The sequence below is a fragment of the Kribbella sp. CWNU-51 genome (assembly GCF_054073265.1).
The window spans coordinates 204815-229559 of record NZ_JBSXMZ010000011.1; the positions used below are offsets into that span (position 1 = coordinate 204815).

Sequence of the window (24745 nt, forward strand, 5' to 3'; positions counted from 1 at the left end):
CGTGGGACCGGCGGCGCGTGGGACCGGCGGCGCGTGGGACCGGCGGCGCGTGGGACCGGCGGCGATCCGCGGGGCCTGGGACACCGTCTGGAGGCCTCGGACAGGCTGTGCGATGTCCGAGGACCCCGGCACCTGTCCAGGGTCGCGGCAATCGCGCCGATCAACACCCCCGGCGGCGCAAGCATGCCGGGACCCTGGCGGCCCAAGCATGCCGGGACCTCGGCGTCTGAGCGTCTGGAGGCTGCCGACCGGATACATGGAACCGGGGGCCGCGACCGGACCAGGGCCGTCTCAGGTCACCGGTTGTGGGTCCGCCCGCTGACCACGACACCGCAGGTGCGCCACCACCCACACATCGAGCAGACGAGCCTCATTTCAGGGGATCTCCCCTGATCTTGCCCCTTCTCTCGCGGTATTTCGGGGGGAGAAGGGGCAAGTTGAGGGGAGATCCCTTCAAGTGGTTAGGGTTCGGTCGGCCGAAGCGAGCCGTTGCAGCCGCACCTTCGGACTCAGGCCAAGGCGTGCTCGACCACGCGTGCCAGGCTCAGCAATGCCGCGTCCCCAGCCGGCCGTCCCAGCAACTCGAGGCCGACCGGTAACCCTCTCGCCCGTGCGAGCGACCGCGGACCCGGCTGAGCCCTGTTGCTCGATCTCGAAGACCTCCCGGACCCGGAGCTGTCGTCCGTTCTGCCTGCCGGCAAGGTCAGCGCCGGCAGATCCGCCTGTGATGCGATCAGGGTGTTGACCGGCAGCCGCCGACTCGGCAACCGCAATCGATCGCGATCCCGCCGCGGCGCCGGCACCCGAACGGTCGGGTAGACGAGGGCATCCAGTCCCTGGCCTGCCATCACATCCACGACCGTGTCACGCAGCCGACTCCGCGCGGCCTGCAGCTCGGCCCGTGCCTGAGCTCCAGGTGACGACCGCGTCGCGAGCAACTCGGCGAGATCCAGCCCATCGGGGAAGACACCTTCCTCGTGCAGGTCGCTGAAGGATCTGCTGCCACGCGAGGCCAAGAAGGCGTCGATGTCCTCCCGCGCCGCCACCAGGTACGGCGAGCTGTCCCGAAGGAGGTCCCCGAGCTTCGGCACCTGGACCCGGTCGACGATCTGAACCCCGTAGGAGCGGAGACGATCGAGTGCGTCGTCGAAGACCGCAGACACCTGCTCCGAGCCGTCCCATTCCATCGGATAGTCGGGCAATACGACCGCACCGAGCCGATAGCTTTCTAGCCGCCGCGGAGGTTCGTCCCATCGCTTACCCGCCAGCACTTCCAGCAGAACCGCGGCATCATCGACGCACCTGGCGAGCGGACCCGGGGTGTCCTGCATCGACACGAATGCGGCCATCCCACGCGTCGGCACGAGGCCTGTCGTCGGACGCATCCCGACAACCCCGTTGAACGAAGCCGGCACCCGCACGGACCCTCCCGTGTCGGACCCAAGCGCTACCGGTGCGAGCCCAGCCGCAACGGCCACCGCGGATCCACTGCTCGAGCCGCCGGCATCATGCCATTCCGATCGACTGTTGACGGTGTCGACCCCGGTGGACGAGTCGGACAGCCACGACATCGCGAAGTCCGGGGTCGCGGTCTTGCCGAGGATGATGGCTCCGGCTGACCTCAGTCGCCGTACGACCTCCGCGTCCTCTCCCGGAACGTGGTCGCGAAAGGCGCGGCACCCGAAGCTCGTGGGAATCCCTCGCGTCTCGAACACGTCCTTCACCAGGATCGGGATGCCGTGCAACGGGCCGAGCGGTTCACCCGTCCGCCGGAGATGCTCGTCGGCCGCCGCGGCCTCGCTTCCTGCCTGCGGATTCAACGCCAGTACGGCGCCCAGCCGCGGGTCGAGCTCGGCGATCCGGGTCAAGCACTCGTCGACGAGGGCGGTCGAGGTACGGACCAGCATCACCAGGTCGTGCCGGAGTTCGGCCAGGCTCGGCCAAGCAACCATCAGCAGGTGCAGTAGGAACAGAGACCAGAGGAGTCGCTGTAGTAGCCGCAGTCGTGCGACGGTGGACGGGCGGGCCCGACCCATCGCCGGATGATCGTCGCCAGGCTGCACCGGCGACAGGTTTTCCGGGTGACCAGGGTGCCGGAGTCGGGCGTCTCCCAGTACGCGACGGTCTCGGACTCGTGGTCAGCTTCGCGGCCGCCACAATCGTCCGAGCCGCACACCAGCACCACTTGGTCCACCTCTGAGCTTTCGATCAGCATGGGTCCACCTCCTCAGATCGGGACGCCCCAGGGACGGGACTCGAACTCGAGGCGGTCCGCATCGTCGCGCAGCAGCCGGGCCGCCACGCGATGTGCCTCGACCGACGGCGGGAGCGACGCCCAGTACGGCGTCCGCGAGGCAAGGGTGGCGGCGGCTTCCTCCTCGCGTCGTGCCAGGGCGTAGAGCTGCTGGCACAAGGCTGTGACGAGGTCGCTGGTCCAGTGTCGTTCGCTGGCGATGCTCATCTGATCTCCCGGAGCTGAGGGGTCGTGATCAGATGGTCCGCCGGCCTGTTGCACGGGCGTTGCAGCTCGCTGCAACGCCCGTGCAGGCCGGGTCACAGCTCGACCGGTACGCCGATCAGCGAGCCGTACTCGACCCAGGAACCGTCGTAGTTCCGGACCGACGGCTGGTCCAGGAGCTCGTGCAGGACGAACCAGCTGTGCGCACTGCGCTCGCCGATCCGGCAGTAGACGACGATATCGGCGGAAGCCTCGCCGGGTCCGGTCAGCGAGAGCCCGGCACCGGCGTACAGCTCGCGAAGCCGTTCGTCGGCGAGGAAGGTGCCGTCGTCGGCCACGGCTTGGGACCACGGCACGTTGACAGCGCCGGGGACGTGCCCGGGCACCTGCGGCTGCTCCTGCGGGAAGTGCGCCGGCGCCAGGATCTCGCCGGAGAACTCCGCCGGCGACCGGACGTCGAGGATGCTGTCCCGGCCGATGGCGGCGATGACGTCGTCGCGGTAGGCCCGCAGGTTCGCGTCCGCGGGCTGGGCCTGGTAGGCGGCGGGCCGGGGCGTGCGCGCACGGGCGGCCGGCGCATCCGTCAGCACTCGTCCATCGAGCTGCCAGCGCTTGGTGCCTCCGTCGAGGAGGCGCACGTCCCGATGACCGTAGAGCTTGAAATACCAGTACGCGTAGGCCGCGAACCAGTTGTTGTCCCCGCCGTACAGGATCACGGTGTCGTCCGGCGTGACCTGGTGCGTGGTCAGCAGTTCCTCGAAGGCGTCCTGGCCGATCAGTTCCCGGCGGAGCGGGTCCTGCAGGTCGGCTCGCCAGTCGAGGGCGAGCGCGCCGGGGATGTGCCGATCGGCGTGCGCCTGGCTGTTCTCGTCCACCTCGAAGACCACCACGGCGGGGTCGTCCAGCCGCTTCTCCAGCCAGTCACCGTCGACCAGCACCTGCTCTCGCGCCATCGTTCCTCCTCATTGATTAGTGTACGAATCGTTAGTGTACGTACCGCTGTACCTTTCTCGATCCGGCCACCGCGAACGTGAGACGGCCAGCAGGCAGAATGTGCGCATGACCGAGCTCCCGTCCGACTACCACCGCAGGCTTCCGTACGGCGAACGCATGTCAGCCGAGCCGTTGCTGGGCGGACCGTTCTTCCCGTTCGAGGGCGATGTCCAGGTGGTGCCGCTGGCCGACCCGGTGCTACCGGAGCCGCCGCGGCGCGGTGAGCCCGGCGGGGGTTCATGCCCGACATGTGAGGATCTGGACGGGAACGCGATCTGGGCGGACGAGCAGTGGATTCTCAAGGCCGGCTTCGAGCTGAGTGGCCTGCCGATGGTCGCGCTGCTCGTGCCGCGCGAGCACTACCGGCTCGACAACCTGCCGCCGGAGTTGACCGCCACGCTCGGGCCGATGATCCAGCGCGTGGCCGCCGCGATCCAGCGGATCGACAGCGTGGGGCGGACACATTTCAGCCGGTGGGGCGATGGGAGCGAGCACTTCCACGTCTGGTTCCTCGCGCGGCCGGCCGGGATGATGCAGTTGCGTGGGGCAATGATCGCGGCCTGGGACGACATCTTGCCGAAGCTGCCCGCCGAGGAGTTCGCAGCGAACGCACGGCTGGTCGCCGCCGCCCTCGTGGAGGACGGCGGCGAGCCGCTCGGCCTCGGGCGGCCCTGACACCCGAGCCCGATCGGTTCGCGCCGGTGGGGAAACTATTCGGGGCGCCTGGTGCAAGTTTCTTTCCCCACTCGAGTGGGCTACGCGATCACGGGGACTCAGCGGGGAGGGTGCTGACGGTAGTAGTCGCGCCAGACGAGCCGGTGGATCGGTACCCACCGCGGGATCGAGCGGATCCCGGGGATGAACGGCACGAGCACCAGCCCGAGGGACAGCACCATCATCAGCGCCCAGACCTGGGCGTCGGCGTTGTCCGAGGTCGAGAACGGTTTGACCTGGTACCAGAACGTGTAGAGCCACATCCAGGGCTGCCCCGGGTAGTTCCCGGTCTCGTTCATCATGCCCCACTGGTCGCCGCCGAGGTTCCGCGCCCGCGCCTGGTCCTCGAGGTAAGCGCCGTCGGACAGTAGCAAGAGGCCACGCGTCGCATCGCCCTTGTAGAAGTTGCCCTTGGCATCTAGTGCGCCTTCGAGTCCGCCGCTCCTGGCCAACCGCAGGAAGCTCGCCGTCAGGACCGGGACCGGGCCTTCGGCGGGCACGATCGGGACAGCGGAGGCGTTGGTGTCCGGTGCCGCGGCGAGCGCGTCGGCATAGGTCGCGGCCCAGGCCTGCCGCTGCTCGTCAGTCGCTGCGTCCCAGCGGGCCAGTGCGCTTGTCAGCGCGGGGTCGCCACTCACGCCGCGCAGCGGCGTGATGACCAGATCTTGCGCGGAGTCGACCGGAATCCGAACCCCTGCCCACCGCTGCAGCGCGAGCGGACCGAGGACCTGTCCGGACCCGGCGGTGTTGTACGGCGCGCCGTACTCGGCACTCGTGGTCGTGCCGGCCAGTTCACCGGCGGCAGTCGCCACGACGTCGTTCGGTGCCTTGTCGGCCCAATCCGCCAGGCTGATCGACTTCTCGTCGGGTGACGAGAACACCACCGCCAGCAGAACCGTCAGGACAACCACGACGGCCAGCGCCAGGACGAACTCCTTGACCAGGTCATAGGAGCGGGTGGGAAAGTCGTGCGCATCCGGGGTCCGGTCGCGCCGGGCCCGGGACGGTGTCGAGGTCGCGTTCATCGCGGTCCCTCCTCGCCGGACTCGTCAGGCTCCGCTGCCGTCGGAGACTCCGCGTCGATCGGTGGGACGACACCGTGCCGGCGGACCAGCACGACATGCGCGACCACGAGGATCCCCAGTAACCCGGGGAGCAGAGCGACGTGCCACAGCAGCATCTGACCCGGATCGAGCACATTGAACCAGGCGCCGATGCCGACCGAGTTGAGGCCGTCCTTCGCCTGACCACTGATCCACTGCGAGTCGAAGTTCGACTGCGACAGGTACCCGGTGAACGCAGTGCCGATGGAACCCAGGAACGCGACGACCCCGGTCATCCAGGTCAGTGCCCGCCGCCCGCGCCATGCGGCCATGAAGAACTTCCCCCACAGGTGGATCACCATGAAGGCGAAGAACAGCTCCACGCTCCACAGGTGCAGCGAGTTCACGAAGTGTCCGACCGACGACGTGTGCCACCAGGCCGCACCGCCCACCGTCAGCACCACCCCAGAGGCCAGCACCGTCAGCAGGGCGGCCAGTGTCAGCGCACCGAAGACATAGATCCAGGAGTTGACGTACGCCGGTTGCCGGTCCGGCAACAGCTGACCCGGTGGGACGACCCGTCCGAGCCGGGCGCGGAGACGGGCCGTCCAGTTCCGTGAGCCCGGCTGCGACTGTCCCCCGGCCGCCGTACGGCTGACGATCGAGGTCATGATCCGGCCTCGTCGTCATCGTCCGAACGGCCCGTCGGGAACGGGACGACGAGGGCCAGTCCGAAGACGACGATCATCGCCACGATGATCACCAGGTTCGTCACCGAGATCTGGATGACGCCCCAATCGATGTAGCTGCCCTTCATCTGGTCACCTCCGCGGAACCCGCTGTTGCTCCCAGATTCCGCGCGTCCGTGACCGCTGGGCAGGGACCTAGTCCCCTACCGCACGGGACCAAAGTGCCCTAACGGTCTTTCGCGGGCCAGGGGGAGTCGGCGGGGCGGAGGGATTCGAAGCCGGGGCCGTTGAGGGCGGTCCAGGCGGCGAGGGAGCCCATCACGAGGATGGGGTTCTGGAGGTGGCCGGCCAGGACGGCGCCGACGACGTCGATCAGGGGTGCCCAGACGGTTTCCATGTCGGCCTCCTCGTGGAGGCGGTCGTAGGACTCGTCGTCGGGTGACAGGTCGCGGGCCAGGAAGATGCGGATCGCTTCGGTGGTCATGCCCGGCGAGGTGAACGCGTCGACCAGGATCCGCCAGTCGGCGGCCTTGGTCGCGGTCTCCTCCCACAGCTCACGCTCACCGCCCAGGCGGTACTGCTCCCCCTGGACGTCGAGCAGTCCGGCCGGTGGCTCGAGCAGCCGGTAGCCGACCGGATGCCGGTACTGGCGCACCAGGAGCATCCGGTGGTCGTCGTCCAGGGCAACCACACCCACCGCACCGGGGTGTACGACGACATCGCGCACGAAGGAGTCCTGACCCGGTGGGGCGACGGTGTCGCGCCGTACCGAGATCACTCGACCGGTCGTGTGCACGACCTCCGACGCGGAGACCGGCCACTGCTCACGGACGTCGGCCAGACCGGCACCGAATCGCAGTTCTGGGTGATCCTTCATCGAGTCTTGACCGCGGTCTTGCCGGCCGCGGTCTTCTTCGTGACGGCAGGCTCCTCGACCGGCAGCCGGGACTCGCGCTGGCGGACCAGGGCGGCCGCGATCAGCCCGGAGAACAGCGGGTGCGGCTTGGTCGGCCGGGACCGCAACTCCGGGTGCGCCTGGGTGGCGACGAAGTACGGGTGCAGCGAGCGGTCCAGCTCGATGAACTCGACCAGCTCGTTGTCCGGCGACAGTCCGCTGAACACCAGTCCGGCGGTCTCCAGCTTGTCCCGGTACGCGTTGTTGACCTCGTAGCGGTGCCGGTGCCGCTCCTGCACGGACGGAGCGCCGTACAGGCCGCGGACGATCGAGCCGTCGGCCAGGTTCGCCGGATAGAGGCCGAGCCGCATGGTGCCGCCCAGGTCGCCGGAGCCGGACACGATGTCCTTCTGCTCCTCCATCGTCGCGATCACCGGCTGCTCGGCGTCCGGGTCGAACTCGCTGGAGTTCGCGTCCACCAGGCCGGCCAGGTCGCGGGCCACCTCGATCACCATGCACTGCAGGCCGAGACACAGACCGAGGATCGGGATGCCCTGCTCGCGGGCGAACCGGATCGCGCCGATCTTGCCCTCGATGCCACGGACGCCGAACCCGCCCGGGATGCAGATCGCGTCCACGTCACCGAGCAGCCGCGCGGCCGCCTCGGGAGTGGCGCACTCGTCGGACGCGATCCAGCGCAGGTTCACCCGCGCGTCGTTGTCGAAGCCGCCGGCTCGCAGCGCCTCCGCGACCGACAGGTACGCGTCCGGAAGGTCGATGTACTTGCCGACCAGCGCGACCGTGACGTCGTCCTTCGGGTGGTGCACGACCCGGAGCAGCTCGTCCCAGCGGGTCCAGTCGACGTCGCGGAACGGCAGGTTCAGGCGGCGGACGACGTACGCGTCGAGGCCCTCGGTGTGCAGCACCTTGGGGATGTCGTAGATGCTCGGCGAGTCGACGGCGGCCACCACGGCCTCCTGGTCGACGTCGCACATCAGCGAGATCTTCCGCTTGACGCCGTCCGGGATCGGCCGGTCGGCGCGGCAGACGACCGCGTCCGGGGCGATACCGATCGAGCGCAGCGCGGCGACCGAGTGCTGGGTCGGCTTGGTCTTCAGCTCGCCGCTCGGGGCGAGGTACGGGACCAGCGAGATGTGCAGGAAGAACACGTTGTCGCGGCCGACGTCGTGCCGGACCTGCCGGGCCGCCTCCAGGAACGGCAGCGACTCGATGTCGCCGACCGTGCCGCCGATCTCGTGGAGTACGACGTCCACGTCGGGGCCGGCCATCGCCAGCATCCGTTCCTTGATCTCGTTGGTGATGTGCGGGATCACCTGGACGGTGTCACCGAGGTATTCGCCGCGCCGCTCCTTGGCGATCACGCTCGAGTAGACCTGTCCGGTGGTCACGTTGGCGACCTGGGAGAGGTCCCGGTCGAGGAAGCGCTCGTAGTGCCCGATGTCCAGGTCGGTCTCGGCGCCGTCGTTGGTGACGAACACCTCGCCGTGCTGGAACGGGTTCATGGTGCCGGGATCCACATTGAGATACGGATCCAGCTTCTGCATGGTCACCCGGATGCCCCGTGCCGTCAGCAGACTGCCGAGGCTGGACGCTGTCAGCCCCTTGCCGAGGCTGGACGCCACACCACCGGTGACGAAAACGTGCTTGGTCTGCTGGAAGTTCGAAGCCCTGTCCACGGGCCTTCAGCCTACCTCTTGTCAACCCCTGGTCGCGACGAGACCCGCATAGATGTCCAGCAGATTCTTCGCCACCGCGTCCTCGTCCGGCCATCTGGCGGCCAACTCCCGGCCCCGCGTCCGCATACCGTTCGCGGTCTCGGGCTCCGCGAGCACCGCCCGAACGCCGTCGGCCAACCCGTCCGCGTCACCGGGAAACGCGAGGACAGCGCTGCCCTCGACCAGCTCGGGAATGCCGCCGACCGCGGTCGCCACCACCGGTACGCCGACCTGCATCGCCTCCTGGATCACCAGGGCCCGGGCCTCCCAGTGGGATGTGAGCAAGAACACATCGGCGGCGCCCAGGAGATCGGCCACATCGGACCGATGTCCGAGCAGCCGCACCGGCAGTTGCTCGGCGTCGATCCGGGCCTGCAGGTTCTCGCGCAGCGGCCCATCACCGACGACCACGAACACGGCGTCCGGAGTCGACTCGTGCACCCGGGCAGCGACGGACAGCAGGGTCGGATAGTCCTTCTGCGGAGCCAACCGGCCCACTGTGAGGACCAGAGGCTGTTGGCCCACGCCCAGTGCTTGGCGCACGTCCGCAGCCGGCGTACGGACCTGAGGGATCGCAGGAGCCGCCACAGGCGCCAGACGAGCGTCCCGGGCGCCCAGGCTCTTCGCCAGGTCCACGAGGTCGCTGGAGGCGCCCAGCGTCAGGTCCGCGCCCCTGGCGACCAGGCGCTGGCCCAACCGCATCACGAGCCCACGCGGTCCGGGTGCGATCACCGCGTTGTGCCAGCTGACCACGAGCGGCCGCAACCGCGACCGGTCTCGCAGTGCGGCCATGCCGGCGCGATAGCCGTGGGCGTGGATCACATCGGACCCACGCAGCGCCGCCTGCGTGACGATCGTCGCGGCGCCGAAGTCGAAGTGCTCCGCGGTGCCTGGCGGCGCACACACGACCACCTCGTGCCCGGCGTCGACGAAGCGGGGCACGAGCGAGGCGACGTGCTGCCCGATTCCGCCGCGCGACTCCGCGAGCAGCAGCCCGATCCTCATTGCTTCTCCTCCACCAGACGCCGACGGAACAGTGCGCGCGCATCCGCGCGATCCAGGACCACCGCGACCGCGGCGTACACGATGACAACCGCCAGGCCCGATAGCACGCCGAACACGAGTGCCTCGCCCACTCCGGCGTCGTCGGCCGGCAGAGCGACCGCCCAGCCGGCAGCACCGGCCAGCGCTGCGCCGACCACTGCGGCAAGGGTGGCACGGGTCAGGCCGGACAGCACACCAGGCCCGGCTTCACGCTGCAGGACGACGAGTAGGACAACAGCGCCAGCCACCATGCCGACCGACATGGCTGCTGCCAACGCCGGCACCGCGTCCCACTCGGCGGTCAGCACCACCCCGGCAACGGCGACCAGCACCCAGGCCGCCGACGTCACGATGGCCATCTCGCGACCCGAGTGCCGCGCGTAGAGCACGCGGCCGACATGCATCAGGACCGCGAAACCGATGGCAGCAGGTGCGAACGCGACCAACGCGTGAGCCAGCGAAGACGCCGTGGCCTCGTGCACCGTGCCGTCGTCGTACGCGAAGATGCGTGCCACCGGGACAGCAGTCCCGACCAGCAAGGCTGCTCCCGCACCGCCGGCCAGCATCACCGCGCGCGTTGAGCCCGACGCGTAGAAGTCGAAGCGCTCCCTTGACTCATGCGTCGCTGCGAGTCGCGGGAACACCGCCGTCGTGATCGGCACCGCGAGTACGGCGTACGGGAGCAGGTAGATCGCGTTGGCCCAGGTGTAGACGGCGATGCTGCCCGCAACGCCCCTGTGGTTGGCCAGGTAGGTGGTGACGACGAAGGTGAGCTGCTGTGCGATCAGGACCGCCAGGCCGGCCAGTGCGAGCCTTCGAAGCACCGGACCGACGCCGGCGTCCAGTCGCAGTGTGGGTCGGATCGGCAGGCGCAGGAACAGCATCGGCACCAGGACTGTGAGAGCCAGTGCGGCCACTCCGACCGTCGTACCCCAGGCCAGCAGGCCGGCGGCACTCCGTGAGGCGGCGTCGGCGTCAGGGGCCGCGGCTGCGAACAGGAAGTAGGTGGCAATGACCACCAGGCTCGAGATCAATGGCGCCAGCGCACCCGGTGCGAAACGCTTGTGGGATTGGAGAACCGCGGTCGCGATCACTGCGATCGCGTAGCCGAAGACCTGCGGCACGAAGATCGCCAGCATCCGGGTCGCAGTCGCCGCCGAACCACCGCACTCCGCGCCGGGGTCCAGCATCGCGTCCGTGTAGGTACCGGCGAGAACCCAAGCCAGCAAGGCGAACGGCGCGAGCAAGAGAAAGGACCACGAGAAGAGCGCGCCGATGATGCGCCCCTGCGCGGCTCGGTCGCCCCGCGCCACCGGGCCGGCCAGCACCGGGATGACCACACCGGCGAGCGCTCCGCCGGCGACCACCTCGAACAGAATGTTCGGCAGCTGATTCGCCGTGGTGTAGGCCTCGGCGAGACAACCGGCCCCGACGGTCTTCGAGAAGACGAGCCAGCGGCCGAAGCCGGCCACTCGGGCGAGCACGGTGATCCCGGCAATGAGCAGAGCCGCCTGCGCTACGCGCGCTCCCGCGCTCGGCCGGCCGGCCGAGCCGTCTTCGCTCACCTGGGTCGTCGGCCCCACTGGTCGATCTTGTCCAGGACCGGGTTGCCTGCGATGACCTTGGTGAAGCTGACCTTCTCGCTCGCCAGGTTCAGTGCGACGACGGCGCCCAGCACCAGCGTCTTGAGTGGCCGCGGGAGCGCTGCGGCGAGCGCCGTACCGGTGATGGCGCCGAGGCCGTTCGCGCCGCAGTCGCCCAGCATCGAACGCTCACCGAGGTCGGACGGCGCCGAGGCCACGGCCGCTCCGACGACCGCGCCGGCCGGGCCGTTCACGACCGCGAGCGGCGCGTTCACCGCGGCGACCGCCTTCAGCGCACGGCCGGGACGCAGGTCGAGCAGGTTGGTCAGGTTGGCGGTGCCGGCGATCAAGGCGCCGTCGGCAACGATTCCGGCGACCGCCTTCACACCACTGGACCTGCGCGGCAGCAGCGCCGCGGCGGCCAGGCCTGCCGCACCGACGCCGAGGATCTTCACCGCGCCGCTGGTCACTTCACCACGCTTCAACGCGCTGAGGTGGCCGCGGAAACCCTTGGCCTGCGTGGTGCCGCGCAGATCGTCGTACGCACCGACCGCACCCGACACCGAGCCCGCGAGCAGCGCGGCCGCCTTGACCTTGCCGTCGGACTTGGACGTCGCGACCCCGGCCAGCGCGCCGAGGACCGCGATCGGTCCCTCCAGCAACGTGACCGGCTCACCGCGATGGTTCGTCCGCTCGAACGGCTCCCGGTTCTCCTTCGGCAGCTTGTCCGCGGCGCGTTCGAGCGCGGCGGTGGCGGCTGCCGCGACGGCAGCGCTGAGAATTCCCACGTCAGTTGTCCTTCGTCTGTACGGCCGACGGCGCAACGCCGTTCTTCGCGTCGATGGCGCCGTAGTGCCCCGCCTTGCCACTCGCCTGCTCGACCAGTGCGAAGACGACTGTCATCTGCCCGGAGGGGAGGTCGGCCACGTCCACCGAGGAAACGATCTTGGACGCCTCGGAGTCACTCCGCAAGGCCTTGATCAGACCGCCGTTCTGCGCGGTCTCCGCCGTACCGCCCACGACGACACCGCCGCTGCCCTCATCCAGACCCTGGATGAAGTCGACGGAGTCGTTGTACGTCGAGTTGTCCGGGGTCGGCGTCGGCGGCTTGGCGGCCACGACGACGATCAGGCTGGCCCGGTCCTTGATCTGCGACGGCTTCAGCGACAACAGCTTCGCGCCGGTCAGTCCGCTGAGGATCTTGGTCGAGTCGGCGTCGGCGGTCTTGCCTTCCTCCTTGGCCGCGACCCCCCGGGCCAGGATCAGTCCGGCCCGCTGGTACGTCGTACTGTCGGCCGGGAACTGGATGTCCGCGGTGACGAGCTGGGTGACCAGCGACTCGACCAGCTGACGCTGACCGGGGTCGAAGAGCCTGGCGTCCAGCGCCACCTTCGTGGTCACCTGGCCGCCGGCCTTCTCCAGCTCGTCCTGGATCGACGTGGTCAGGTCGCCGTCGGCGTTCGGCATCGTCACGACCACGATCTTCTTGCCGGTCAGCTTGCCGTCGGTCAGCCCGGTCGTGACCTTGGCGACGAAGTCGTCGCGGTACTTGTCCAGGGCCTTCACCTGAACCAGCTCGGCCCGCGCGTCGGCCAGCTGCTGCCGGTCCTTCTCGGCCTGCGCCTGGACGAGCTCGTTGCCGGCGCCCTTCAGCGGGCCGGAACCGAGCACCACACCGGCGCCCAGGGCGAAGAAGATCGCCACGATCGAGACGATGTGGTAGCGAAAGTCGATCACGTGAACAGCTCCCGGATCCAGTAGACGAAGTCGCTCCAGCGCGCCCGCAGGATCGACCAGAGCACGTCGTCGGCGCCGATCGCGACCAACGCCATGCCGAGTGCGAACAGGCCGGCCGCGGCCAGCGCGACCACCTGGAAGGTCGACACGCGACTGCGGTACAGCCGGCCGACACCCTTGGCGTCCACCAGCTTGGCACCGACCCGCAGCCGGGTGATGAAGGTGCTCGCCATCCCGGAGCGTCCCTTGTCGAGGAACTCCACCAGCGAGTTGTGCGTGCCGACCGCGACGATCAGCGAGGCACCCTTGGAGTCGGCCAGCAGCATCGCGACATCCTCACTGGTGCCGGTGGCCGGGAACTCGATCGAGTCGATCCCGAGCCGCTCCAGCCGCTCCGAGCCGGGCGCGCGGCCGTCGCGGTACGCGTGCACGACCACCTCGGCGCCGCTCTTCAGCGTGTCGTCCCGCACCGAGTCCATGTCGCCGACGATCAGGTCCGGGGCGTACCCGTTCTCCACCAGGGCGTCGGCGCCGCCGTCGACCCCGATCAGCACCGGCCGGTATTCGCGGATGTACGACCGCAGGGCGACCAGGTCCTCGCGGTAGTCGTACCCGCGGACCACGATCAGCACGTGCTTGCCGTCCATCGGCGTGTGGACCTCGGGGACGCCGACACCGTCGAGCAGCAGGTCGCGTTCGCGCCGCAGGTACTCGAGGGTGTTGGCGGTGAAGGCCTCGAGCTGGCTGGACAGCCCGGACCGGGCCTCGTCCATCAGCTCCGCGACGGTCTGGCTGTCCTGTACGACGCCCTTGGCGACGACTTCCTCACCGCGGTAGAGCGAGCCCTCGTTGAGCCGCACCCGCTCGCCCTCATGCAGGATCGAGAACACCTCGCGGCCGACCCCGTCGACCAGCGGGATCCCGGCCTCGACGAGGATCTCCGGACCGAGGTTCGGATAGCGGCCGCTGATCGAGTCGGCGACGTTCACCACCGCGGCGACCTTGCAGTCGACCAGCGCCTCGGCGCTGACCCGGTCCAGATCGACATGGTCGATGACCGCGATCTCGCCCGGCTTCAGCCGTTTCGTGAGATTCTTGGTACGCCGATCGAGCCGGACCACTCCGGCGGTCCCGGGCAGTTCAGTAGGTCGCGCTCTCCGCAGGCTGGGCAGTTTCATCGCGCTCTCATCCTGCCATGTCAAGAGCCCCTTCCCTGGCCATTTACCCGGGCAGGCCCTTGTTCACGCACTGAAATAACAGTAACGCTGCGTCAAAATCGTCCTTTCGAACGACATGCGGCGGGTTTCAGCGCTTCTTTCGCCGGGGTTTGTGGCGTTCCGCGGCGAGGGCGAGGAGTTCCTCCGCATGGGCCTGGGCGGCGTCGGAGTTCTCCAGGCCGGCCATCATCCGCGACAGTTCCTTCAACCGGGCATCGTCGTCGAGCGCGACCAGACCACTCGTCGTGACCGAGCCGTCGTCGCTCTTCAGCACCATGGCGTGACGGTCCGCGAACGCGGCCACCTGCGGCAGGTGCGTCACCACGATCACCTGGGTCTTCTCCGCCAGCCGGGCCAGCCGCTTGCCCACCTCGACCGCGGCGCGGCCGCCGATCCCGGCGTCGATCTCGTCGAACACCAGCGTCGGCACCGGGTGCGTGTCGGACAGGATCACCTCGAGCGCGAGCATCACCCGGGAGAGTTCACCGCCGGACGCGGCCTTCTGCAGCGGCCGCGCCGGGCTCCCCGGATTCGCCGCGAAGCAGAACTCGACCTCGTCGATCCCGAACGGTCCGGCCGTGGTCTCGTGAACCTCGACCGACAGCTCCGCGTGCGGCATCGCCAGACCGGTCAGCTCCTCGGACACCAGAACGCCGAGCCGCTCCGCGGCCTCGATCCGGGCCTCGCGCATCTGCCGGCCCAGGTCGGCGAGCCTCGCGTCCAGCTCAGCCAGCTCAGCAGTGAGCAACTCGACTCGCTCATCGCTACCGTCCAGCTCGGCCAGGCGAGTCGCGGACCGCTTCGTCCATTCGAGGACCTCGTCCACGGTGCCCTGCTCAGCGCCGTACTTGCGAACCAGACCGGTCAGCAAGGAGCGCCGCTCGCTCACCACCGCCAGCCGAGCCGGGTCGGTGTCGACATCAGCGGCGTACGACGACAGTTCGCCGGCCAGATCGGCGGCCAGGTACCCGAGCTCGCCGGCCCGGTCCGCCAGCTCGGCCAGCTTGGGGTCGTGCCGGCGCTCCGCATCCAGGACCTGCTTGGTCAGGTTGAGCAGCCCGATGACGTCGTTCGGCCGGGTGGAGTCCATGTCGTCGGTGGCCAGGGCGTCGGCTGCCGTCGTGGCCGCGGTCCGCAGACCGTCGGCGTACGCGAGGCGGTCCTCCTCGGCGGCGAGCTCGATGTCCTCGCCCGGCAAGGGCTCGGCCTTCGCGACTTCGTCCAGGCCGAAGCGGAGCAGGTCCGCCTCGGCGAGGCGATCGCGCTGCCGGGTGGTCAGCTCGGTCAGCTCGGCCTCGACCTCGCGGTGCCGCTTGTAGGCCGCGGCGTACTCCTGCAGGGGCACGAGTAGGGGCTTGCCGGCGAACGTGTCCAGGGTTTCGCGTTGCCGCGCGGGCTGCAGCAGCCGCCACTGGTCGGCCTGGCCGTGGATCGCGACCAGATCGCCGGACACCTCACCCAGCACGGACACCGGGACGGACGCGCCGCCGAGGAACGCCCGGGACCGGCCCTCCGCGGAGAGCTCGCGGGCGATCAGCAACTCGTCGTCGTCCAGCTCACCGCCGCGGTCCTCGGCCTGCTGCACGATCGACTTCGGTACGCCGCTGGCCCGGCCCTCGACCCGCGCCCGGCGGGTGCCGTGCCGCACCAGGCCGCTGTCCGCCCGGCCACCGAGCAGCATGTTCACCCCGGTCACGACCATCGTCTTGCCGGCCCCGGTCTCGCCGGTGACCGCGGTGAACCCGGGATCGAGGTCCAGCGTGGCATCCTCGATCACGCCCAATCCGGTAATGCGGATTTCCGACAGCATCAGGTCTTCTCCTGTTGGCTGTTGCCGTTGCGTTTGCGTTCGGCGGCTCCACGCCAGCCGAGCACCGGGAGATCGAACTTCGCCACCAGCCGGTCGGTGAAGGGCGCCTCGTGCGCCCGGGCCAGCCGGACCGGGGTGGTGCCGCGCCGCACCTCGATCTCGGCGCCCGGCGGCACCTCGACCATCCGGAGGCCGTCACACCACAGCACACCGCGCCCGTGCCAGGACGGGATCAGCTCGATCGACAGCCGCGACGTCGGCGCCACCACGATCGGCCGGGAGAACAGCGCGTGCGCGCTGAGCGGCACCATCAGGATCGCCTCGACCTCCGGCCAGACGATCGGACCACCCGCGGAGAACGCGTACGCCGTACTCCCGGTGGGCGTCGCCACCACGACGCCGTCGCAGCCCCAGCGCGACAGCGGGCGGTCGTCGACCTCCACCAGCACCTCGAGCATCCGCTCGCGGGCCGCCTTCTCCACACTCGCCTCGTTCAGCGCCCAGGTGTCGAAGATCAGCTCGCCGGCCAGCCGGACCTCGACGGCCAGCGTCATCCGCTCCTCGACCGTGTAGCTGCGGTCCACCACCACCTGGACGATCCGCTCCAGGTCGTCCACCTCGGCCTCGGCCAGGAACCCGACGTGACCGAGATTCACCCCCAGCACCGGCGTACCGTGCGGGCGGGCCAGCTCGGCGCCGCGCAGGATCGAGCCGTCGCCACCGAGCACCATGATCAGCTCGACGTCCAGCGCCGCCTTCTCGTGGTCGTCGACGATCTCCACCGGGTCGAGCTTGAGCGCCTCGGCCTCGTCGCCGAGCAGCCGGACCTGCATCCCGGCACCGGTCAGCAGCCGGTGTGCCTCGCGCGCCACCCCCACCGCCAGTTCCCGCCCGGTGTGCGTCACCAGCAGCACGCGCCGCGGCTCGTGCTCACCCACCAACGACCCCACCTCTCACCATGTCCTTGCTACCCCGCCCCGCCGCCCCGGTCATTGGGGCCCGCTCCGAACAGCGGTCTGGAGCATCGTCTCATCGAGCGCCGACGCTGACCGGCGTATCCACAGGAAGTATTCGACATTTCCTGACGGACCAGGCAACGGGCTGGCCGCGACGCCCGCGATTCCCCAGCCGAGCTCGACGGCCTTGGCCGCCACTGCGCGTACGGCGTCCGCGCGCAACTCGGGGTCGCGGACGACGCCGCCTTTGCCGAGCCGCTCCTTTCCGACCTCGAACTGCGGTTTCACCATCAGCACCAGATCGCCGTCCGGCTTGACCACGCCGATCAGCGCCGGCAGGACGAGCGTGAGCGAGATGAAGCTGAGGTCGCTGACGACGAGATCGACCGGTTCACCACCGATGTCGTCGAGGGTCAGCGTCCGGACGTTGGTCCGGTCCATCACCGTGACGCGCTCGTCGGTCTGCAACGACCACACCAGCTGGCCGTAGCCGACGTCGACGGCGATCACGTGCGCTGCTTCGTTGCGGAGCAGTACGTCGGTGAATCCGCCGGTGGACGCGCCCGCGTCGAGGCATCGGCGGCCTTTGACCTGCACCTGGTCGAAGGCTTCGAGGGCACCGATCAGCTTGTGCGCACCACGGCTCGCATAGCCGGGGTCGTCCGTCCCGGATGTGTCGACAAGAATCGGTGCGTCGGCGCCGACACCGGTCGCGGGCTTGGTGGCCACGGTCCCGGACACCTTCACCTTGCCGGCCGCGATCAGGTCGCTCGCGTGCTCACGAGACCGCGCGAGACCGCGTCGTACCAGCTCGGCGTCGAGCCGCGATCGCTTGACTCCCTTGGCCACTCAGACCGTCTGGCCTCGGTCACCGTGCTCGGCGTCGGCCTCGACCAGCGCGCTCTGCAGTCGCTCGTGCAGGTCGGCGTACACCTCGGCATGCTCGCTCACCGGCCGGTCGCGCAACTCGTCCAGCCGGGACATCGTCTCCTCCACGAGAGGATGTCCCTGCTCGCGCGGGGCGGGATCCTCCGCGGACTCGGCCAGGAAGGAGTGTTCGTGCTCCTGGCCCGGGGACCGCGCGAACTCGGGACCGAACTCCACCTCGGCCGGGTCCACATGCGCGTGCTCCTCAACCGTCTCACCGGCGGCTGATTCGTCCAGCGACGCTTCGAAGGCTGCTTCGGTGTCGACCTCGGCGTACGCGTGGTTCTGCGGGCCCGGTTCGGTGTCGTAATCGGGGAGGGCGGGCGCTTCCTCGGACGGGTCCGGTGCGAAGCCCGGCTCGACGTCGGGGTCCACGTCCGGCGGGAACTGCTCGCCTGGATGCTCGGTCATGTCACGCCTTCTTCGCCGGCTTCGTGGCCGCCTTCTTCGCGGCCGGTGCCTTCCTCGCGGCCGCCTTCTTGGCTACCTTCTTCGGCACCGGTGCCGACCAGTCGTCGTCCTCCAGCTCGTCCCCGGCAGGCGCGGCAGCGGCGGGCGCGGTGCCGCGGGTCTCGGCGAGCTCGCCCTCGAGCGCACGCACCCGGCGGGTCAGCGCCGCGACCTCCTCGGAGCGGACGAACCCGAGCCGCGCGACCGCGCCCTCGACCTCGTTCGACACGATCGCCTGCAAGAGCTGACGGTTGCTCTTGCTGGTGGCAACGATCTCGTCGGTCAGCTCGCTCACCTTGCTGGTCAGCCCGGTCGTCAGCGAATCCGCGCCGGTCTGCTGCAGCAGCGCCTTCGCGGCCGCCTGGGCCTTCTGCCGGGTGACCTCGGTCAGCCCGCTCGCCAGCTGTACGTAGCCGCGCAGTGCGTCCAACACCATGACTGCCTCCTCGCTCGTCCCCAGCAACGGTATCGCCTCACCCCCGCAATACCACCCAGCCCCGCCCCCCGTCTGCCCAACCCTCCAACTGAACGGGCACCCCCTCAGCTGGAGGGTTGCCCCCTGGAAATCTCAGCGGGCAACCCTCCAGGTGAGGGGGCATGCGTCTATTTGTCCAGGCCGACCCGGTGCAGGGCGGCGTCGATGGCGATCTTGCCGGGGGCCGGCGCCGGCTTCGGGAGCGGGCGACGGGTGCGACTGGCCGTCTTGGCCGGCTTCGGGGCCGGTTTCGCCGGCGCGTCGACCGCGGCCCACACCGCGGACAGGATCGCCCGCAGACCGTCGTACGGCGCCCCTTCGCCCTTCACCGACACCGCGTTGTTCACGACCTCGGCGGTCCAGCCCGCACACGTGTGCCGCGCACCGTCGACCGTGACGCCGGCCTGCTTCTCCGCGAGCGCGCCCAGCCCGGCCGCGATGTACGTCGGCCGCTGGTCCTTCGGGGCACGGGCCAGGTCATGCGCGTCGTTCACGCCCGTCGCGACCCACAGACTCGCGATCCCGACCGCGTGCGCCCCGGCGATATCCGAGTCCAGCCGGTCCCCGATCATCAATGGACGCTGAGCTTTGAGCCGCTCGATGCTTGTCTCCAGCAACGGCGGCTCGGGCTTGCCGGCGACGACCGGATCCACATCGACGGCGGCGCGAATCGCCCGCACCAGCGTCCCGTTCCCCGGCGCCTTCCCGGCGGCGGTCGGAATCGTCAGATCCAGATTGGTCGCGAACCACTTCGCGCCCTCGTGAATCGCGTGCGCGCCGTCCGCGAGCATCACCCAGTTCACATCCGGGTGAAACCCCTGGGCGACGGCCACCGGCCGCGCGTCGCTGCTCCGGACCGGAGTCAACCCGTACTCCTCGAGGGCCGTGTACAGCCCCTCACCACCGACCACGAGCACCGGCGAACCCTTGGGGAACTCGCTCGCGATCAGCTTCGCCGCCGCCTGGGCGGACGTCACCACGTCGTCGGCGATCACATCCAGCCCGAACGACGCGAGGTGCTCGGCGACGACCCGCGCCGGCCGGCTCGCGTTGTTGGTGATGTAGCCGATCCGCATGCCTTCCTTGGCAGCTTTCCGCAGGTTCTCGGGCGCGTCCGGGACCGGATCCGGGCCGACGTACACGACCCCGTCCAGGTCGAGCAGGGCCACGTCGTACCGGCTGGCGAGGGGTTCGTCACACGCCGAGAGCGGCGCGGGCGCTTTCCGTTCCGTGGTCATGCTTCCCCCCGTACGATTCCGCCCATGCCATCAAGCGGGCCGGACTCGAGGGGCGCCCTGCGGCTCGACCCGCTGCGCGCGTGGCGGTTCGTGGCCGGCAAGGTGAGCGCGCTCGGTGCCGTCACGTCACCGCCGTACGACGTACTGGAACCCGCCCTGGTCCGGCGGCTGACTGACTCTGATCTGCACAACATGGTGAGGCTCATCCTTCCACGCGATCCGGACCTCGGCCCCGGCCGGTACGACGAACCCGCGCGACGGCTGACCGGGTGGCAACGAGACGGTGTGGTGGTGCAGGACCCGCGGCCCGCGCTGTACGTGTACGAGCAGCAACTGGGGACCGCCGTACTGTGCGGACTGGTCGGCTCACTCGGCCTGGATCCGGCGAGGCGAGTGGTGCTGCCCCATGAGGATGTGATGCCGCACTGGGTGGACGACCGGCTCGAACTGATGGAAGCGACCGACGCCGACCTGGAGCCCATCCTGCTCGCGTACGGCGATGGTGGCGCAGCGAGTGATGCGGTGGACAATGCCCGCTCTGGTGAGCCATGGGTCGTCGCAGACACCTACAACGGCGCGCATCACCGGATCTGGCGGATCGAGGACCCTTCGACGCTGGCGATGATCGCAGCGGAACTGGCTCAGCACGAGGCGCTGATCGCGGACGGCCACCACCGCTATGCGGCGTACTTGGAACGCCAGCGGCGTGAACCGACCCGCCCGAGTGCGGAGTTCGGTCTGGCGATGCTGGTCGACTACAACCGCCACCCACTCACGCTGGACCCGATCCACCGCGTCGTACCGGGGCTGGACCTCGCCACCGTCCAGTCGCGTACGCCGGAGGGCTGGCAGGTCCTGCCTGGTCGAGTGGAACGCGTACCGGACCGGATCGCCGTGACGGATGGGTCGAGCTGGGTGACTCTGCGCTCCACGCGCGGACAAGAGGCTCCGACCGTCTCGATGCTTCACGACCTGCTGCTGCCGGCCTGGGGAGTGGTTGAGGCGGACATCAGCTTCCACCACACCCTTCAGGACGCGGTGGCGCTGGCTGGGCCTCAGCAGGCGGCTGTGGAGCTCGTCGCGCCTCGGATGGATCAGGTACTACGGTCAGCCGTGCAGGGCGCCGTACTGCCGCAAAAGGCGACGTCGTTCGGCCCTAAGCCACGGGTGGGGTTGCTGTTCCGGACGCTGTGAGCTGTCAGGGCCGGTGGTACAGGCTGAGGAACTCCTCGCGGAGTGGCCTGCGAGCGGCCCGGTGGCGCTCTGTCAGGCGTCCGAGGGTGAAGGACAGCTCTGGGTCGTCCTGCGCGGCTGCGTCCTCGGCCATGGCGGTCAGCGCGTCGGCCGCAGCGCAGTGGTCCTGGTGCTGGCCCAGTAGCTCTTGATATTTGGCTGCGTGGGTCGCAGTGGCTTTGGCCTCGTCACCGAGTACGGATGCGCTGGTGTCAGCGGCGTACCGGACGCGCTTCGCCAAGAGCCTTACCTCGTGCCAGTCGTCGTCCGGAGTCCAGGGCTTCAGCTTGTTGGCCTCTTGGGTGAACTTGAGGTTGGCGGCATCCAGGAGCTCGGGCAGGACCTCGCCGCACGGCTTGGCGGCCGTTGGTTTGAGGTCCGGCGCCGCGGCGACGGCTTCGAGTGTCTCGAGCAGTTCCGCGGTGGTCGCCCCCAGCACCACCTCGGCCGATCGTGCCGAGGCACGGTCCAGCCCGACGGTGAGCGTCGTCAGGATCGTCTCGACGTGCTCTTCGTCGTCCTCGCTGTTCGCGGTCTCGCGCACCAGCGCAGCGATCACTTCCAGATCCCGGGTCTCACCGCACGCCTGGGCCAGGGCGGCCAGGTCGCTGCGCAGCTCGCCGGCCCAGTCGCCCGCCAGCAGCTTCCGGAACAGCTTCAGGTCGCTCCGCAATCGCCGGCACGACACCCGCACCTGGTGGATGGCGTCGTCCTCGCCCTTCTCCACCATCAGCACGGCGCCCTGCAGCCGGGTAGCGCCCTTCGCAAGCGCGCTACCCACGAGCACCCGAACCGGAGCCTCCGCCCCCAGCGGCTCGCCCACCCCACCCACGCTCTCCGTCATCGCCCCATTCTCCCCCGCGCGAGCTGAACGCGGCTGTACGTCGAGCTCCCTGTCTTATTCCCCGGGCTTGTCGTCCTCCGCCGGCGTGTCCACCAAGCCCTCGTCCGCGGCGTCCTCAAGCTCCTCGGCGGCGTCCTCAAGCTCCTCGGCGGCGTCTTCAAGCTCGTCCGCAGCATCGTCCTGCTCGGCCAGGTCGTCTTCCCGCTCGTCCGCAGCGTCGTCCTGCTCGGCCACGGCATCGTCCTGCTCGGCCACGGCGTCTCCCAGCTCGTCCGCAGCGTCTTCCTGCTCGGCCAGGTCGTCTTCCTGCTCGAAGTATTCGTCGTCCAGGACTGTGTCGTCTTCGTCGAGGTCGGTGAACTCGAGGCCTTCGAGCCGGGCAGCACGTTCGGCAGCGCCGGTGACACCGTCCCCGTCGACGCCGGCCGCCCGGTGGAACCAGATGAGCGCCTCTTCCGTGCGCCCAGCCGCCTCGAGCGCGTCGGCGTACGCATAGCGCAGCCGCGGCAGCCACTCGGCCCGCGTCCGCTTGGTCAGCTCCGGCACCTCGAGCGTCTGGATCGCCGCTGCCGTCTGCCCCATGTCGCGCCGCGCGCCGGCCGCCACGATCAGCAGCTCGATCTGCGTACCCTCCGACAGCTCGCGGACATGCTTGTCCTTCGTCAGCGCCAGCGCTTTGTCCGGCCGCCCGAGCGCCCGCTCGCAGTCAGCCATCATCGCGAGCACCTCGTGGTTCCCGGTCATCCGCCGGACCGCCCGGAACTCCGTCAGCGCCTCGTCATAATGCTCAGCCAGGTACGCCGTGATCGCCACAGCCTCGCGTACGCCGCCAAGCCGCGCAGCCAACCGCCGAGCCGTCCGGGCATGCTGATACGCCCGCTCCGGATCGTCGTCGAGGAACCGCCCCGACGCGACCAGATGCTGGGCGACCAGATCCGCCAGACTCCGCGGCAACGACCGCAGCTCGGCCTTCACCGAACGGTCGAGCTCAGCCCCGGTGATCCCTTCCGGAATGACCGGATCGTCCCGGCGCGGCCCAACCTTCTCCTCGCCCCGATCATCCCGCCGAGGCCCACCACGCCGCTCGTCCCGCCCGCCACGCTCATCCCGCCGCGGCCCCGAACGCCCACGCGAGTCGCCACCACGCTCATCCCGCCGGAACGCCCCACGCTCACCCCGGGCCGGCCCGCTCCCCCGCGCCGCACCACGGTACCCATCCTGAGCCGGCCGCTCATCCCGACTACCCCGGTCATCCCGCTGATACCCACTACGCTCATCGCGCCCACCACGCTCGTCACCCCCGGCCCGCGGATAACCGCCGCCAGAACGCTCGTTCCGGTAGCCGCCACGGTCCCCACCTGCGGAACGCTCGTCACGCCGGTATCCACCACGATCGCCACCACCGGAACGCTCATCGCTCCGGTAGCCGCCGCGATCGCCACCACCCGAGCGCTCGTCACGTCGGTAGCCGCCGCGGTCGCCACCACCGGAACGGTCATCGCTCCGGTAGCCGCCACGGTCCCCACCTGCGGAACGCTCGTCACGTCGGTAGCCGCCGCGGTCGCCACCACCGGAACGGTCATCGCTCCGGTAGCCGCCACGGTCGCCACCCGCGGAGCGCCCATCGCTGCGGTAGCCGCCGCGGTCGCCGGCACGCTCGTCGCGGCGGGGACCGCCGCGGTCGTCGCGTCCAGACCGGTCGTCCCTGCGGTAGGTACCGCGGTCAGCGGGCCGCTCGTCCCGCCGAAAGCCGCCCTCGTCCCGTCGGGGACCACGGCCCGCACTCCCACGGTCGTCACGTCCCTCGGGACGGCGGTAACCACCGGCCCGGTCATCACGACCGGCGCCACGACCACCGGCACCCCGGTCGTCGCGCTGCTCACGATCGGACAACTGCCCACGGAACGGATCCCGCTCAGCCTTGTCATCACCCCGCGCCCCGGCATACCCGCGCCGGTTGTCGTACCGGTTATCGTCACGATCCCCGGAACGCCCGTCCCGCGATCCACCACGCGGCCCACCCGTCCGCGGTCCGTCCCCACGGCCGGACGGTCCCCGATACCCACCGGAAGACTGCCCACCGCCAGAACCGCCACGCCCACCGGCACCACCCGACCGTCCAGCGCCAGAACCGCCGGCACCACCCGATCGCCCGGAGCCACCCGCACCAGCTCGCCCGGAGCCGCCCGCGCCACCAGATCGTCCGGCACCGCCAGAACCACCTGACCGCCCGGCACCACCAGAACTGCCGGCGCCGGCACCGGATCGTCCGCTGCTTCCACCGGACCGTCCGCCGCCAGAGCTCGAGCGCCCGGCGGTGAAGTCCGAACGGCCGCCCGCGGAGTCAGACCGGCCGCCTCCAGAGCGACCGGAACCTCCGGCGCCACCAGAGGAACCACGACGGTCCCCCGAGCCGGAGTGAGAATTGCGAGGTGGCGTAGCCACGGTGACTCCTAACGATGCTGTGCAAACGATGCAGTGGTGCGGTAACCGCACAAACCTACCGCCACCCGCGCCGGGTAGCCCCATCGAGGGCTCCCGTGGACAGGGCGGTGCGGGCCGAGAAGATCCGGACATATGTTAAGGGCCACCCCGGTGGGGTGGCCCTTAACAGTGTGAATGTCCGGCGGCGTCCTACTCTCCCACGATCTCCCGATCGCAGTACCATCGGCGCTGTCGGGCTTAACTTCCAGGTTCGGAATG

Annotated in this window: 24 protein-coding genes and 1 rRNA gene; 2 read left to right on the forward strand and 23 right to left on the reverse strand. The window is 69.7% G+C overall.

All coding sequences use genetic code 11. The annotated features are described in order from the left end of the window. Window positions 1-509 precede the first annotated feature (509 nt). The 3 genes from ACXC9Q_RS16640 to ACXC9Q_RS16650 all read right to left on the reverse strand — a co-directional run bounded on the left by ACXC9Q_RS16640 (window position 510) and on the right by ACXC9Q_RS16650 (window position 3411). Window positions 510-2036, reverse strand: coding sequence for an amidase (locus ACXC9Q_RS16640; protein WP_457057403.1), 1527 nt, complete (start codon window positions 2034-2036; stop codon window positions 510-512). Window positions 2037-2227: 191 nt separating this feature from the next. Beyond that, entirely contained in the window at window positions 2228-2461 is a 234-nt protein-coding gene (locus tag ACXC9Q_RS16645) for a hypothetical protein (protein WP_457057404.1), read from the reverse strand. Window positions 2462-2553: 92 nt separating this feature from the next. After that, window positions 2554-3411 carry a sulfurtransferase gene (locus ACXC9Q_RS16650; protein ID WP_457057406.1) on the reverse strand — a complete coding sequence of 286 codons (858 nt, stop codon included), beginning with the start codon at window positions 3409-3411 and terminating at the stop codon, window positions 2554-2556. 106 nt (window positions 3412-3517) lie between these two features. Between ACXC9Q_RS16650 and ACXC9Q_RS16655 the strand changes: the two genes are divergently transcribed. Beyond that, window positions 3518-4126 (forward strand): hypothetical protein, encoded by a 609-nt coding sequence (locus tag ACXC9Q_RS16655; RefSeq protein ID WP_457057407.1) that lies wholly within the window; start codon window positions 3518-3520, stop codon window positions 4124-4126. Between the two features lie 98 nt (window positions 4127-4224). Here ACXC9Q_RS16655 and ACXC9Q_RS16660 read toward each other — a convergent pair whose 3' ends face one another. The 16 genes from ACXC9Q_RS16660 to ACXC9Q_RS16735 all read right to left on the reverse strand — a co-directional run bounded on the left by ACXC9Q_RS16660 (window position 4225) and on the right by ACXC9Q_RS16735 (window position 19965). Beyond that, a complete protein-coding gene (locus ACXC9Q_RS16660; RefSeq protein WP_457057408.1) occupies window positions 4225-5190 on the reverse strand; it encodes a hypothetical protein in 966 nt (321 codons plus the stop codon). Next, entirely contained in the window at window positions 5187-5879 is a 693-nt protein-coding gene (locus ACXC9Q_RS16665; RefSeq protein ID WP_457057409.1) for a cytochrome b N-terminal domain-containing protein, read from the reverse strand. Before ACXC9Q_RS16665 ends, ACXC9Q_RS16660 begins: the two co-directional genes overlap by 4 nt. Beyond that, window positions 5876-6025, reverse strand: coding sequence for a hypothetical protein (locus ACXC9Q_RS16670; protein WP_457057410.1), 150 nt, complete (start codon window positions 6023-6025; stop codon window positions 5876-5878). The genes ACXC9Q_RS16665 and ACXC9Q_RS16670 overlap by 4 nt, the downstream gene beginning before the upstream one ends. 98 nt (window positions 6026-6123) lie before the next feature. After that, window positions 6124-6774 (reverse strand): NUDIX domain-containing protein, encoded by a 651-nt coding sequence (locus tag ACXC9Q_RS16675; protein ID WP_457057411.1) that lies wholly within the window; start codon window positions 6772-6774, stop codon window positions 6124-6126. Beyond that, window positions 6771-8489, reverse strand: coding sequence for a CTP synthase (locus tag ACXC9Q_RS16680; RefSeq protein ID WP_457057412.1), 1719 nt, complete (start codon window positions 8487-8489; stop codon window positions 6771-6773). The genes ACXC9Q_RS16675 and ACXC9Q_RS16680 overlap by 4 nt, the downstream gene beginning before the upstream one ends. A 21-nt stretch (window positions 8490-8510) precedes the next feature. Further along, window positions 8511-9533 (reverse strand): glycosyltransferase family 4 protein, encoded by a 1023-nt coding sequence (locus ACXC9Q_RS16685; protein ID WP_457057413.1) that lies wholly within the window; start codon window positions 9531-9533, stop codon window positions 8511-8513. Further along, entirely contained in the window at window positions 9530-11155 is a 1626-nt protein-coding gene (gene murJ, locus ACXC9Q_RS16690; RefSeq protein ID WP_457057414.1) for a murein biosynthesis integral membrane protein MurJ, read from the reverse strand. Before murJ ends, ACXC9Q_RS16685 begins: the two co-directional genes overlap by 4 nt. Further along, on the reverse strand, window positions 11134-11943 hold the full coding sequence (locus tag ACXC9Q_RS16695) for a hypothetical protein (protein ID WP_457057415.1): 810 nt from the start codon (window positions 11941-11943) through the stop codon (window positions 11134-11136). Before ACXC9Q_RS16695 ends, murJ begins: the two co-directional genes overlap by 22 nt. Window position 11944: 1 nt before the next feature. Next, window positions 11945-12892 (reverse strand): copper transporter, encoded by a 948-nt coding sequence (locus tag ACXC9Q_RS16700; RefSeq protein WP_457057416.1) that lies wholly within the window; start codon window positions 12890-12892, stop codon window positions 11945-11947. Then, window positions 12889-14070, reverse strand: coding sequence for a putative cytokinetic ring protein SteA (gene steA / locus ACXC9Q_RS16705; RefSeq protein ID WP_457057417.1), 1182 nt, complete (start codon window positions 14068-14070; stop codon window positions 12889-12891). The genes ACXC9Q_RS16700 and steA overlap by 4 nt, the downstream gene beginning before the upstream one ends. Before the next feature lie 127 nt (window positions 14071-14197). Then, window positions 14198-15919, reverse strand: coding sequence for a DNA repair protein RecN (gene recN / locus ACXC9Q_RS16710; RefSeq protein ID WP_457057418.1), 1722 nt, complete (start codon window positions 15917-15919; stop codon window positions 14198-14200). Further along, window positions 15919-16857: an NAD kinase gene (locus ACXC9Q_RS16715; protein WP_457057419.1), complete on the reverse strand. Its 939-nt coding sequence runs from the start codon at window positions 16855-16857 to the stop codon at window positions 15919-15921. The genes recN and ACXC9Q_RS16715 overlap by 1 nt, the downstream gene beginning before the upstream one ends. Before the next feature lie 51 nt (window positions 16858-16908). After that, window positions 16909-17724 (reverse strand): TlyA family RNA methyltransferase, encoded by an 816-nt coding sequence (locus ACXC9Q_RS16720; protein WP_457057420.1) that lies wholly within the window; start codon window positions 17722-17724, stop codon window positions 16909-16911. Next, window positions 17725-18213, reverse strand: coding sequence for a hypothetical protein (locus ACXC9Q_RS16725; RefSeq protein WP_457057421.1), 489 nt, complete (start codon window positions 18211-18213; stop codon window positions 17725-17727). Between the two features lies 1 nt (window position 18214). After that, window positions 18215-18688, reverse strand: a complete 474-nt coding sequence (locus ACXC9Q_RS16730; RefSeq protein ID WP_457057422.1) for a phasin family protein — start codon at window positions 18686-18688, stop codon at window positions 18215-18217. Window positions 18689-18855: 167 nt separating this feature from the next. Then, window positions 18856-19965 (reverse strand): HAD-IIA family hydrolase, encoded by a 1110-nt coding sequence (locus ACXC9Q_RS16735; RefSeq protein WP_457057423.1) that lies wholly within the window; start codon window positions 19963-19965, stop codon window positions 18856-18858. A 24-nt stretch (window positions 19966-19989) separates the two neighbouring features. Between ACXC9Q_RS16735 and ACXC9Q_RS16740 the strand changes: the two genes are divergently transcribed. After that, the gene (locus tag ACXC9Q_RS16740) at window positions 19990-21159 is read left to right on the forward strand and encodes a DUF1015 family protein (RefSeq protein WP_457057424.1); all 1170 of its coding nucleotides are present in this window, start codon (window positions 19990-19992) and stop codon (window positions 21157-21159) included. Window positions 21160-21163: 4 nt separating this feature from the next. Here ACXC9Q_RS16740 and ACXC9Q_RS16745 read toward each other — a convergent pair whose 3' ends face one another. From ACXC9Q_RS16745 to rrf, 4 genes are all read right to left on the reverse strand, one after another. Beyond that, window positions 21164-22042: a CHAD domain-containing protein gene (locus tag ACXC9Q_RS16745; protein ID WP_457057425.1), complete on the reverse strand. Its 879-nt coding sequence runs from the start codon at window positions 22040-22042 to the stop codon at window positions 21164-21166. Window positions 22043-22096: 54 nt separating this feature from the next. Further along, entirely contained in the window at window positions 22097-23017 is a 921-nt protein-coding gene (locus ACXC9Q_RS16750) for a hypothetical protein (protein WP_457057426.1), read from the reverse strand. Next, window positions 23014-24429: a hypothetical protein gene (locus ACXC9Q_RS16755; RefSeq protein WP_457057427.1), complete on the reverse strand. Its 1416-nt coding sequence runs from the start codon at window positions 24427-24429 to the stop codon at window positions 23014-23016. Before ACXC9Q_RS16755 ends, ACXC9Q_RS16750 begins: the two co-directional genes overlap by 4 nt. 234 nt (window positions 24430-24663) lie before the next feature. After that, window positions 24664-24745, reverse strand: a 5S ribosomal RNA gene (rrf, locus tag ACXC9Q_RS16760); the annotation flags it as partial.